The sequence below is a fragment of the Burkholderia sp. 9120 genome, assembly GCF_000745015.1.
In the GTDB taxonomy this organism is placed as follows: domain Bacteria; phylum Pseudomonadota; class Gammaproteobacteria; order Burkholderiales; family Burkholderiaceae; genus Paraburkholderia.
Genome location: NZ_JQNA01000002.1, coordinates 1,312,761 through 1,325,092 on the forward strand (window position 1 = coordinate 1,312,761; position 12,332 = coordinate 1,325,092).

Here is a 12,332-nt window from a genome sequence, read left to right on the forward strand (position 1 = left end):
TTCCTTAACTTATCTTTTAAGATCTGCAGCCAAGCGAAATCCGACACTACTATCCCGTTTGTCCGGCGGCAGTCCGTTCCGGCCAGCTGCCCGAGTCGTGATCGGAATCGTTGCCCAACTCGCCCCTCGAATGGATCTGAGTGCACAGGCCTCGGATTTAGGGAGCGGTACAGACGAAAAATTCCAATAGCTGATTTGATAGCAATCCGCCATCCATTTGCTCACATTGCCGAGCGTATCGAACAGCCCCCACGGATTCGGTCGGAACGATCCGACGGGAGCTGTTTCAACATAGCCATCAGTGCAGTCGGCAATCGGCGCAGTTGCATCGAGTGCCCGCGCGCTCTGATCACGGGTATTCTCATATACGCACACATCCACCGGATTGACTCCCCAATAAGTTGGGGTTGTCGTCCCGGCTCTGGTCGCATATTCCCACTCCGTCTCACTCGGCAACCGATAGATCGCTGCTTTGCTTGTCTGCAGGCGTGCATTTACCCAAGAAATGAATTTTTGAGCGTCACTCCAAGAGACACACACGACCGGGTCTAGATCCGTCTGTCTGAAGCCCGGATTTTTCCAGTCGGCATGTGTATCAAATAGCCATTCCTTGCCGTCAAAAATATAACAACCCTTTCCGGTAAAACCAGTGGCCTCTGCAAATGCCGCGAACTGTTTTCTCGTCACGTCGAATCTGGCAATGGCAAATGATTTTACGTAGGCCTCGTGCCGCGGCGATTCAACTGCGTACATGAAGGCATACCGATCGTGCCCCCGAAATTCTTCTTCTGTAGCTCCCATCATGTACTTTCCAGAAGGAAGAACAATCATTTCAGAACACACGTCACAATCACGAAAATTCTCGAAATTATTCTTAGCAACACCCTTATCCGATGCCATGGCATTAGATGTGAAAATGAGAATAATTAAAAAAATCTGAAGCACGCACCCCCCCCAAAGAAGCTCAGGACTACTATAACTAATATTTAAAATTACGATCAAACCGAATATTCGCGATACCGCTCACCACAACAACACCAGCCATTTACCACGCACCGCCCGGACTCACTGCGCAAATACTGTATTGCCGAGATAACGACTATACAGCGCCGAAATCAACCTCCGGCATCCGATGCTACCGCAAAAAATCAAAATCCACACGAAACTTTCGCCAGCAATTGTTAATAACTTACAATAAGGCACGTCAGTTTCTTACAAAATTATTTCCGCCATGCATTACAAATATCAAGCATCGAGAAAACATGCCGAATCCATAAACTGGACACAATTTGACTTCATTAGCGACGGAACTCAAAAGCCAGTTTTCTTTTTCTTCGAAGCACCAACCTAGAATAGGCCGACCGGTTCCCGGCTGTCGTCCCAGCTGAAAATAATCACCTCCTTGCGCAGGGTTTCGCGGCCCCCGCCGCCGACCGTATATCGGATATCCACCGTCTCGATATGAAAGCCTTCGAACGCTCGCCGGATATCCGGATGGTCGTTCAGACTGACGATTGCTCGCCCCTTGATCGTGCGCAGCCGTCGCGCCATCTCTTCATATTCGCTGAAGGCGAACGGGACACCATACCCTTCTGTCTCCCAGTAAGGTGGGTCAAGATAAAACAGCGTGTGCGGCCGGTCGTACCGGTCGATACAGGTCTTCCAGTCGAGCCGCTCGACAAACGTATTGGACAGGCGCAGGTGCGCGGCCGAGAGGTTTTCTTCGAGCCGCAACAGATTCAGGCCGGGTGGCGTGGTGGTCGCCGTGCCAAATGACTGCCCCTCAATCTTCCCGCCGAAGCAGTTCTGCTGGAGGTAGTAAAAACGGGCGGCACGCTGGATATCGGTGAGGGTTTCCGGGACTGTGTCCTGCAGCCATTTAAACACCTGCCGGCTGGACAGCGCCCATTTGAACTGGCGCACGAACTCCTCCAGATGATGCTGCACGACGCGGTACAGATTGACGAGCTCGCCATTGATGTCGTTGATGACTTCGACCTTCGCTGGCGGCCTCATAAAATAAAGTGCTGCGCCGCCCGCGAACACTTCGACGTAGCACTCATGTGCGGGAAAACGCGGAATGAGGTGGTCTGCGAGACGGCGCTTGCCGCCGATCCAGGGAATGATGGGAGTTGCCATGGTGAAAGCCGTTTTTAAACTTGGTGTAGAATCCGGCCCGCCTACCGGTAGGTAGCAGGGCCCTGGCTGATTCACTGGCACAAGCAGTGGAGAGGCGGCTGGGGAAGATGCGCTAACATCCATCCGGTCGCCCTGTTTCTTCCCGTACGTGCTGAAGCTCGCACGGGTCGGTTAAAAGTTACTTTGCGTCGCGACTCATGGGCTGCGCTATCGTTGCGTTACTGCAGCGCCCTGCTGCCTAGGTGACGCAGCGGGGTCCCGCGCCGACACAATGGTGTCCGGTGAAACGGCGAATTGCGTGATGGCCGCCGCCTGCCTGTCAGCGCGCGACGACGAACCGAAGAAATACTCCTTCGAACCCAGCACCATCGCGATCAGGATGCCGAACAGCGTATCGAGCGCACGCATCACGCTGTCGTCCACCCTGACCTGCTGCGCCGCCAGCAGGAATTCCAGCCCGATCACGCCGAACAACGCCACCGTGTACATATAGGCGAGATTGCGCGCGGTGTGATCCTGCTCGGCTGCAGCGAAATTCCGCGCGCCGGCCCTGTCGTCCGCCGCGACCTTATCGGCCTGCACCTGAATGCCGGCCATGTTCTCCGCGTGGGTAAAACCGGCCTGCCGCATCTTCAGAGCGAAGTCGTCGTCGGCCTGTCGCAACGCCAGCAACTGCTCAGGTGTCATCTGCTGGCCGGGTTGCTGGCCACCGAGCGCCGTCTTCACCGCGTCCACCGACGCGTCGGACAGGTCGAGCGTGCCGGCAATGGTCGACGCCGCCATCGCGGCAATGCCCGGCACCCCGCCTGTCAGCGCTGTAACCAGCCACGGTGCGACTGTTTTCAGAAAATCCATCATGCGCTCACCCCGAACTGACTGCCGAACTCGTGCCCGAATGCCCGGTTAAGTTGCCACCCGTATTCGAACGTCTCGTTCTCCGGGCGTTTCTCGGCCAGTTCGATGTAATAGACCGACTGCTGCGCGGCAATCATGCCCATCAACACGCGATGACCATCGACACCGCGTGCCGCGAGAAATGCCTTGAGCGCGGTGAGTGTCATCGCACCGATGCCGCCATCGACCGCGATATCGGCGAATGACCGGCCGTTCTGGTTCAGCACGTTCAGCGCCCGCTGCAGGAACCGCACACCGGTGGTCTGCCCGCAATTCACGCCTATATCGAACAGCTTCTCCGCGAGCGCCGACGACACCGCATCGACCAGATCGAATTTCGGTTGCAGCCAGTAGCGGCTGTGATAGATCTGCGCGGCAACCGGGCGCGGCATGTCGCGCATCGCGCCCATGTAACCAAACGCGCGCGCGACGGCTGCCGTGATACCCCACATCGTCTCGCCGCCGGCGTCGGCCGGATTGTTCGAATACCGGCCTTCGCGCCCGATCAGCGCATCGATCTTCTGGTCAACTGTTGTCACACTCATTGCCTGCTCCCGTCTGTTCTGGATAATGTTTTCTCAAGCTCCTCGATCCGCTGCTGCTGCAGCCGGTTGAGGATGTCGCCCTCGTTGACGTGGGTGAACACCCACACGATCGAGCCCACGAGGAAGGTCTGCACCACGCCGAGTACGATGCCCAGCACCCACATCGCGCCACGTGCGGTGTTCTTCATCGCGGCCACCCGCTCGTCGACGCCGTCGATCTGTGCGCCCAGTTCATCGCCCAGCGCCTCACGCTCCGTTCTGCCTGCATCGACACGTACCCACAGCAGCTCGATGTCCTTACGCGCGTTCTGGTTGTGAATCGACATCTCGGCAATCGCGCGGTCGAGCGCTGCAACCGGTTTCACCGAGAGCTTGATGTCCTCGACGCTCGCGGCGACGTTGCGCAACTGCTCGCCGAAGCGTGCGATCTGCACCACCAGATCGCCGTTTTGCTGGTCTCCCATCGGCCCCGTCCGTTCCAAATAAAAAACCGCCCTTCAGCTCACCTGAGGGCGGTTCGTTGTTGCGTTGTATCGTGTTGCGTTCGATTGTCCGGTCGATTCCTATCACAGACCGGTATCAATGCGACGGCGTCGGCACGACCAGACTGATTTTCTTCGCCGGTTTTTTGCCGTGCCCCACCTTCGCCTTACCTTTGTTCCCCGCGTTCAGCTCGAGGCGTGTCTCCCAGCTGCGGCCCGCATACTCGTGCGAGACCGACTCGATCAGGAAATCGCCGTCCGCCTCTTTCTTGAAGCCCTTCAGCGTCACACTCTTTTCCGCCGAGAAATCTGCGCGGCCCTGCATCAGCATCGTGCTCTTCGCCGTGTGGTGGTTCAGTTTCTGCAATCGCGCACTGGCCGCGGCCTTCGCGGCCTCGGGACTCGCGAAGGCATGACGTTCCGTATGCACGGCAGCCGCCCCCTTCGGGGCATCCGGATTCGGGATCACAAGATCGATCTTCTTTCCGGTCTTCACGTCGTGCACGCGGGTGCGCACCGCGACGAAGCTCGCCCGGTCGGGAAAGGTGATCTCATAGTCGATGAGCATGTCGGGCGTGAGCGAGATCGACGGCAACTGCCGCCCGCTCACACTCCTGCCTGCCCCGCGCCCCGTCACGATCAGCCTGCCCGCCTTGACCGTTGCGGTCGCGCCATACTGGCGGGAGAGGCGCGTCACGAAATGAAGATCGCTCTCGCCGAACTGGTCCGCGCGCGGCACCACCACGTCGATCGCACATGCCGGTGTCCACCGGTTGCGCCGGGCGATATCGCCCACGATGTCCGCCAGCTTTGCGTTCTCCCAACTGCCGTAGCGATGCGTCTTCGAGGTCGCGCGCATGTTGGCCGGCTTGCCGCGAATGATCACCGACGTCGGCGGCCCCTTAAGCGCGATCTCGTCGACCGCGTACTCGCCGAGGAACGCCAGGCCGCTGCCCTCCCAACCCAGCGACAGCCGCAGCGTCGCGCCCTTCGGTGGAAATTCGATACGTCCGTCCCGGTCGTCCAGCTCGATCTCGCATTCGTCCGCTTCGAGCCCCGGCTTGTCGACCGTGCGGATCCGCAGCACACGATCCTGAAGCACCTTCGTGATGTCATCGCCATTGGCGATGATCTGGAATATCGCTTTCATGTGGTCCTGCCCTGCTCATTAGCCTCGTTCATGCGCTACGTCCATAACTGCACCGGTTCGTCGCGCTGCACCTCGACCTCGGGCAGCGTGATGATGATGCCGGCCGCAAAGGGTTGCTCGTGCCGGGCGAGCCCAGGGTTGGCCGCGTACACGGCCTCCACCATGCCGGTCACGCGTCCATAGAAGGCCTGACAGATCGTGTCGAGCACATCGCCCTCAGACGTTCTTATAGTCTTCGCCATAGCGGCCGAACTCCAGGCTGAAGGTCTGCTTGCGCGGCGCACCGTCCGACATGAGCGCCTCCTGTTCCTCGTCGACGCCCTGCAGATACCACCGCCCTAGCACCTCGCCGTAACCGGTCGTCAACTGGAGCGGCACCAGTCGCGCGCCGATCGCGCGCAGCGCTTTCAGCTGCCCCGCGCCCGCGCCCACCGCAGCGAACACGACGCCCGACAGCGTGATCGTCTCGCCGCCCTGGCTGACGGCCTGCAGCGCCTCCGGACGGTTCAGACGCTCCTGCGAGGCGACCTTGTATTTCGTGGTACGCCGCAGCCTGTCGAAGGCCGCTGTAGACAGGTTGAAGTGGAACGTATCGCCCGCGTCGGAACTGAGCGTCATCAGATGCGGCGTTGCTGTTGATGCACCGCTGGATAACCCCGAAAGCAGTCCACCCGCAACGGACGATGCTGCGAACGAGCCGGTCAGCGGCGAAGGCTGCTGTCCCGGACCCGCCAGATTCTTTGCGCCGGCCCACGCGTTGAACTTCGTGCGGACATCGCCGAGCGCAGAGGTGACGGTGCCGGCCGCCGACCGGATGAGCGGGTTGCTGGCTGCGTCCGCCATGCGCAGTACGCTGCCCATGGACGACTGCACGGCATTGAAACTGCGCAATACCGTGCCGACCTTCGGATTGAGATCGCCTGCCACGGACAGAGCGCTGCCCGCGCCCGAGAGCAGTTCAGCAGCATTGGCGAGATTGCCGGTCGCCAGCTTCTGCAGGACGGCGACCGTGTTGGCGCTGGCCACCCTATTGCGCTCGTAGACACGGCTCATGTTGCGCACGCGCTCGGTCGCGATGCTCGCCTGCGTCGCGGCCTGCGAGATCTGTCGTTCAAATTCCATTCCGTGTCTCCCGATTGCTAATCAATGCGACTAAAGATGTGGCGCATCGAACATGGCCGAGCGATTGCTGCGTGCGAGCTCGTCCTTCATGAGCCTCTGCAGTTGCGGCGACACTTTCGCAAGAAAGCGGTCGGCCACGTCGTTGTCTGGCGCACCCTGAAGCGTCACGTGGAATACCGGCGCGAAGGTGTTCTGCTGGTCGATCTTCGTCATCGGCCTGTCCGCGCCCGGCGCTTTCTGAAGTGCTTTCGCTTTCGCAAGCGCATCGGTCACCGTCGCCTGCTGGCCTGTGCGAGCATTGTCATTCCCGCTCCCCGGCCACGCCCACTTCGTGACTGCCCGCAGTGCCTTGCCGCCGGCGAACGTGCCCAGCGCTCCGCCGACCACGCCCCCGACGGCTACACCTATCGGACCACCCAGCGCACCGACGGTCGCGCCGATCTTTGCACCCAGCAGACCACCGGCGAGATTGCCGGCGATGCCCGCAAAACCCTGCGCCTTCGCTGCACGCGTGTCGTGGCTGTTCGCTACTGCATAAGCGTCGGTCGCAGCCAGCCCGAGCTTCAGGACGGACCCCGCCATGGCAAGCTTCCCCGCGTACGGCAAAACGCGCGGCAGGATACGACCCGCGAAGCCCCGCGCTGCGCCGAACACACGCCCAAGCCGGCCAGCACGCCCGGCACGACCTGCAGCACGGCCCGCCGCGCCACCCTTATCGGCGCCAGACAGATCCTCAGCGATGTCTGCGGCCGCCCCTGCCAATCCACCGCCGGCACCGCCAGCACCGCCACCACCAGGCAGGTTGACCACGAACACGCGCTGCACACCGGCCGATGCGGCTGCACCGCCCAGCGCCTCCAGTGCGCGGCCGGCAACACCTGCTACACCGCCGCCCTTGCCTCCGCCGCCCGCTTTGCCACCGCGCGCAACGAGGATCGAACCGCGTGCAATATCGAGTGCGCCCCGACCGATGCCCCAAAGCGACTTTGCCCCGCGCCATGCAATCAGTCCCGCTGCGACTCCGGCCACCGCCATCGTCGCTTTGGGCGCTGCGTCCGTCATCTTCGCGAGGCCCGTGCCGGTGGCTTTCGTGGCGTGTCCGACGGCGTCCGTCACCGGCCGCAGCGCGTCGCCGATGCTGCGCATCGCATCGTTCCACTGCTGGCCGACTTCGCTCCACACCTGTTTCGATGAGTCGCGCCGGTCGGCCAGATCCTTCGCGATCTCGCCGGTTGCCTGTGACGAGTTCTTCTTCAGGCGCTCGTACAGCTCCGCGTTCTGCAGGTACGCGGTCAGCGCCGCCTTGACCTGCATGTCCGTGAAGAGGTCGCCGGTCTTCATCGTGTCTTCGAAGGCCGCGATCTGCGCACGACGCTTCTGCGGATCCGTTTCGCCGCTTATGTCCTGCGCGGCACTGGCAAGCTGCTTTGCCTTGGCCGGATCGACACGCTCGATGTACGCACGCGCGAGAACGAAGGAAGCCTCGAGCGTCGACCAGCCCTTGCCGATCGCCTCGCGCATCTTTACTTCGTAGTCGACTCCAGCCTTCTTATAGTTGCTGGCGGTTTCATTCGATCCGATCTTCGAGAACCAGTTTTTGAGGTTATTCGCGGCTTCGTCGGCGTTACCGGCCGTCTTCATCTGCACCTGCAGCATCGCGCCCAGCTGCGTCACCGAATCCTGCCCCGTGATGCCGATCTTCTGCATCTCGGCGAGCAGCACCGGAAACCAGCGGGCCATATCGGCCGACTCGAACGAACCCTCCTTGCCGAGAAACGCAATGGCCTCGAACGCTTTCTGCATCTGCTGCGGATCCGCGATCTTCGCGTTCTGCTGCAGCGCCTGGATCATCCGTGCGGTCTCCACGGTGGTCGCCCCCTGGCCGATCGAGAACTTCGCCGCAAGCGGCGCGAAGTCAAGTGCACGGCTCACGTCCATGCCGCCCGCCACCATCTGGTTGACGGCCTCGGCGAGCACGTTGCGGCCGATGCCGTTATCGCGCGCATCGCGCCGGATGCGCTCGCCCATCGACGCCTCCTGCGCGGTGCGGGCAATGCCGGCCTTGATCGCAATGTCGCGGATGATCGCCTGATAGTCCGCTGCGATCGTTGCTGGCACGGCCACCGCCGCCGAGAACTTCACGGCGTCGCCGATCGCGCCGCGTGCGCCGTCGCGGCCGGCAGCGAGCCGCTCCTGCCCGGTCGCTTTCAGTTCGAGCCCGCGTGCGGTGCGCCCGAGCCTCGCATACGCACGGTCAAGCCGGTCGACTTCAATGCCGTTCTCGCGCAACGTGCGCATGTTCGATTCGATGCGCCGGCGGATACCATCGGCTGCACGGTCGCCCGCCGCATGCAGCCGGCGGAATTCATCCTGCAGTTTCACCGTCTCGCCGATCGTGCGCTGCCACAGGCGCGTTTCGCTCGCGGTTTTCTTAAGCCCCGTGATGCGCGAACTGGTTTCGGTGATGGCCCGACCGAAGCTCGCCGAGACGGCCCCGCCGATGACAATCCCGAGTGCAATATCGTTTGCCATGCTGTTGCCTTTTTCAGTCGGTCAGCCACCACACCAGATCGTCGGGCGTCATGTCGTCAATTGATGTCGGTGGCACGTGGTACTCCTGAAGCAGCCGCCTTGCGAGCGCCTTGAGTGTTATGCTGTCCATCCGCACGAGCGGATGTGAGGCGAAAGTAGGCGTCCTGGACGCGGTGATAATCACCCAGGTCCAGGCCCTCCAGATCCGTCGGCGAGACACCCGCGAGCGTCGCAAAGATCGCCAGCTCCTGCGCCTCTTCATCGCCCGGCGCGACCTTCTGCGCGGCACGCATGTCGCGCACCTTCGGTCGCCGGAAGACCAGCGTATCGCGCAGCACGCCATCGAATTCGGTGGGGTAATTGAGTTTGACCGTCACGCTGTCGACGAGCCCCGATGCTGTCTGTCCTGCCGACGATGCCGGGGCTGCCGGCGTCGTGCCTTCTGTGCTTTCCATCTGTTCACTCTCCATACGATCCAAACGACAACGGCGGACCACGTGAAATACGTAGCCCGCCGTTCTGATTAAAGTTGCCTTGCTGCTGCGATGTCGCAGCAATTACATACCGATGGCCTTGCGGATATCCGCAAGCTGGTCCACGCCGTCGATGATCCGCACCATGCCCAGCACGTCGATCTCGTACACCGTCGCACCGTCGATCTCGAGCTTGTAGTACGTGAGCGACACCGTGAATTTCGCATCGACCTTCTCCCCCGGCTTCCAGTCGCCCGGATCCACCTCGGAGAGCATGCCCCGGAACGTGGCCGCTACCGCCTTCGTCGCGCCCTTCGTGTCGCGGAACGCCCCACGAAAGACGCCGTTAAACGCGGTCGCATCGGCGAGCCCAAAGAACTTCAGGGCATCGCGCTCCATCGTCGACATCTGGAAGCCGGCCTCGAGCCCCTCCATGCCGAGATCGACCTTGACGGGGGCATCCATGCCGCCCGCGCGATGGTCGTCCGTCTTGAGCTTCAGCTTCGGCAGCGTGCATTGCGTCACACGGCCGGCGAAGCCCCGCCCGTCGACGTACGCGTTAAAGTTATAGAGTGTTTCCGGAATCACGGATCACCTCATTATGGGTAGGTGTAACGGTAGCGTTACGAGTTGGTATCGAGCACTTCAGTGAGCCACTGGTCGGTGACCTCGAATCGGAAGTTCGGGTTTTCTGCCGGCGGCACGTCGGTGAAGCGGATGTTCCAGTACACCTTGCCGTCCGCGATCTGCGACGCCGTGTTCAGCTCCGGATCCGCGTAGACCTCGAAGTTGATCACCGCGCCCCTGTTCTTAAGGTCCCGCATGAACGCCTGCAGACCCTTCGTGACATCGTCGACATAGGTGCCGGTGATGCCGCGGTCGACCGCCCATTTGTGACCGGCCAGCACCGCGTCCATCACGATGTCGAGCGTGCGCACGCGCGTGACGAATTTCCACTTCGCATCGGCCGACAGCGTGCGGTTGCCCCAAAGCCGGTACCCGCCATCGCGGATGATCGTCGCGATGTTCGCGTTGTTCAGCAGGTTTGCGCGACACGTCTCGTCGCCGTCGAGGAATTCGATAGGCCGCTTCGTGCCCGTGATGTCGGTGATTTCCCGGTTCGACGGCGACGCCCAGAAGCCGGTATTCGCATCGGTCTGGCAGAAAAGGCCCGCTGCGAACGACGACGCCGGCGCGTCCACATCCGCGTTCGCCGTCGTGTCCCACAACGTCGCGCCCGGGTCGACCATATAGAGACGCTTGCTGCCGAAGTTCTTCGCGTACGCAATCGCCGCCTCGTCGTCGGTGTTCGGCCCGTCGATGATGCCGATCGCGCGCAGCTTGCCCGCGAGTGAGTCCATGGCGGTGGCCACCGCCTGCGTCGACGAGAAGCCGGGTGCGAGCAGCAGCCGTGGCTGTACGTTGTATTTCGATTTCGCATCGAGCAGCGACTGCAGGCCAGTGCGTGCGCCGCCGGCACTGACGCCGCCAATGATGGCCGACGTGAGTGCAGGTGCTTCGCCTCCGGCCGCCACCCCGGTCGCGACCACCACCGCCTTGCTCTGCGCATAGATGGCGCGTGCGGCTTTGGCGACAGCGCTGGTCTCACCGAACGCGGCCACCGCTTCGCGATAGCTCGTCAGCTGCACCGGCACGTTGGGCATGGCCCGATCGGCGCCGGGCGTATAGGTGTCGACGAGACCCACGATCGACGACGACGGCACGGCGATCGTGCGCGGGCCGCTGTCGACCAGCGACACCGTGACGCCGTGGAAAAACGATGTTGCACCCATGCGGGCTCTCCATAAAAAAGAAGCCGTCGCGGACCAGATCCGGGACGGCTGTTTCGGGTGATGCGGTGATGCGGTGATGCGGAACGGTGTTCGCGCGGCGAGCCCGGAGCAATCAGGCCGGTGCGTCGTGCGCCGCATCCTGCACGATCTGCGCGCCGGCATACAGATAGCGGTTCTGGACGCCCGGGTACAGCGTCGTATCTTCCTTGCCGTCAGCCGGTTGGGCCTGCGCAAGCAGCTGCTCGGCGTAGCGGAACGGATCCGAGCCCGCCTCAGGAATGCCGGTGAGCATGATCGACGTCGCCATGCCGAGCGGATTCTTGCCTGCCTTGTACATCGCCTCGGTGTAGTAGCTCAACACCACCGCCGACGTGATATTCGAACTGCGGCTTACGTTGACGTTGTCGACGACGTGATACTGGGCCGGGACGCCGATCGAATCGATCACGATTTCTTTCTTGAGTGCCATGTTTGGTCTCTGTGGTTGAATGACGGACCGATGCCGTCAGGCGTTGGCCGGGGTAGCCGCGTTGGCCGCAGTGGTCTGCTCGTTGGGCATGGCCTGCTGATACGCCGAAACCTGTTCGGCAATCTGCGCGTTGGCCGCTTCGATCACCGGCCGCGCGACGCGATAAGGCAGCTCGCCCAGCGCGGAAAAAACGAGTTCCATGCCGGCGGACGGCAATGTGAGGGTGAAGGCCGAGGGCACATTCATGGTGAGTACTCCGGTTAAGGATTGAAGAGGTTGATCGCGGTTGCGGGGAGGCGGGACGACTCAGGCCGGCGCCACCGGCCACTCGATGTCGAACGGAAAGCCGGGCTGCCCGGTGAGATCGCGCAACGCCTGGCGGTATCGCTCCCAGGCCGCAGCGCTCGCCCTGAACGACTCCGGCGCATCCGGCGGCACGTTGACGCGGGCGTCGCTCGCCCCCAGCAGCCGGTCACGATAGGCACGCGCGAGCAGCGTGCGATACATGCCTTCGTTCGCACTGAACTCGTGCCTGAGCGAGTCCGCATCAGGCTGGGGAATCGAGGCGCTTCGCCAGACGGCGATGAACGGCTCGCCGCACTGGCGACCTGAGCGTCCGTCGATGGGATGTGCAACAAAAAAATCACGACCGTGTTCGAGCATGGGGTATCTCTCCCGGATGATCGTGATCAGCATGTCGTGCGAGTAAATCATCTGTTCCATTTATCTGATG

General features: G+C 61.9%; 15 protein-coding genes. All 15 read right to left on the reverse strand.

Features of this window, described 5'->3' with window-relative positions; translation table 11 throughout:
• Positions 1 to 9: 9 nt before the first annotated feature.
• The gene (locus FA94_RS37990) at positions 10 to 945 is read right to left on the reverse strand and encodes a formylglycine-generating enzyme family protein (RefSeq protein WP_081935924.1); all 936 of its coding nucleotides are present in this window, start codon (positions 943 to 945) and stop codon (positions 10 to 12) included.
• A gap of 402 nt (positions 946 to 1,347) precedes the next feature.
• A complete protein-coding gene (locus tag FA94_RS14040) occupies positions 1,348 to 2,139 on the reverse strand; it encodes a DNA adenine methylase (protein ID WP_035552081.1) in 792 nt (263 codons plus the stop codon).
• 207 nt (positions 2,140 to 2,346) lie between these two features.
• Positions 2,347 to 2,997 (reverse strand): hypothetical protein, encoded by a 651-nt coding sequence (locus FA94_RS14045; RefSeq protein ID WP_051980567.1) that lies wholly within the window; start codon positions 2,995 to 2,997, stop codon positions 2,347 to 2,349.
• Positions 2,994 to 3,578 (reverse strand): glycoside hydrolase family 108 protein, encoded by a 585-nt coding sequence (locus FA94_RS14050; RefSeq protein WP_035552084.1) that lies wholly within the window; start codon positions 3,576 to 3,578, stop codon positions 2,994 to 2,996. The genes FA94_RS14045 and FA94_RS14050 overlap by 4 nt, the downstream gene beginning before the upstream one ends.
• A complete protein-coding gene (locus tag FA94_RS37255) occupies positions 3,575 to 4,042 on the reverse strand; it encodes a hypothetical protein (protein WP_051980568.1) in 468 nt (155 codons plus the stop codon). The genes FA94_RS14050 and FA94_RS37255 overlap by 4 nt, the downstream gene beginning before the upstream one ends.
• A 115-nt stretch (positions 4,043 to 4,157) precedes the next feature.
• On the reverse strand, positions 4,158 to 5,210 hold the full coding sequence (locus FA94_RS14060) for a phage late control D family protein (protein ID WP_035552086.1): 1,053 nt from the start codon (positions 5,208 to 5,210) through the stop codon (positions 4,158 to 4,160).
• A gap of 35 nt (positions 5,211 to 5,245) precedes the next feature.
• A complete protein-coding gene (locus FA94_RS14065; RefSeq protein WP_035552089.1) occupies positions 5,246 to 5,452 on the reverse strand; it encodes a tail protein X in 207 nt (68 codons plus the stop codon).
• Positions 5,427 to 6,332 carry a phage tail protein gene (locus tag FA94_RS14070; protein WP_035552091.1) on the reverse strand — a complete coding sequence of 302 codons (906 nt, stop codon included), beginning with the start codon at positions 6,330 to 6,332 and terminating at the stop codon, positions 5,427 to 5,429. The genes FA94_RS14065 and FA94_RS14070 overlap by 26 nt, the downstream gene beginning before the upstream one ends.
• Before the next feature lie 30 nt (positions 6,333 to 6,362).
• The gene (locus FA94_RS14075; protein ID WP_035552094.1) at positions 6,363 to 8,864 is read right to left on the reverse strand and encodes a phage tail tape measure protein; all 2,502 of its coding nucleotides are present in this window, start codon (positions 8,862 to 8,864) and stop codon (positions 6,363 to 6,365) included.
• A gap of 56 nt (positions 8,865 to 8,920) precedes the next feature.
• Positions 8,921 to 9,319 carry a phage tail assembly protein gene (locus FA94_RS14080; protein WP_081935926.1) on the reverse strand — a complete coding sequence of 133 codons (399 nt, stop codon included), beginning with the start codon at positions 9,317 to 9,319 and terminating at the stop codon, positions 8,921 to 8,923.
• Positions 9,320 to 9,421: 102 nt separating this feature from the next.
• Positions 9,422 to 9,925 carry a phage major tail tube protein gene (locus tag FA94_RS14085; RefSeq protein ID WP_035552096.1) on the reverse strand — a complete coding sequence of 168 codons (504 nt, stop codon included), beginning with the start codon at positions 9,923 to 9,925 and terminating at the stop codon, positions 9,422 to 9,424.
• A 35-nt stretch (positions 9,926 to 9,960) separates the two neighbouring features.
• A complete protein-coding gene (locus tag FA94_RS14090; protein WP_035552099.1) occupies positions 9,961 to 11,130 on the reverse strand; it encodes a phage tail sheath subtilisin-like domain-containing protein in 1,170 nt (389 codons plus the stop codon).
• Between the two features lie 112 nt (positions 11,131 to 11,242).
• The gene (locus tag FA94_RS14095) at positions 11,243 to 11,599 is read right to left on the reverse strand and encodes a hypothetical protein (protein ID WP_035552102.1); all 357 of its coding nucleotides are present in this window, start codon (positions 11,597 to 11,599) and stop codon (positions 11,243 to 11,245) included.
• A 36-nt stretch (positions 11,600 to 11,635) separates the two neighbouring features.
• Positions 11,636 to 11,845, reverse strand: a complete 210-nt coding sequence (locus tag FA94_RS14100) for a hypothetical protein (RefSeq protein WP_035552105.1) — start codon at positions 11,843 to 11,845, stop codon at positions 11,636 to 11,638.
• A 60-nt stretch (positions 11,846 to 11,905) separates the two neighbouring features.
• Positions 11,906 to 12,322, reverse strand: a complete 417-nt coding sequence (locus FA94_RS37260; protein ID WP_051980569.1) for an XkdW family protein — start codon at positions 12,320 to 12,322, stop codon at positions 11,906 to 11,908.
• Positions 12,323 to 12,332 lie beyond the last annotated feature (10 nt).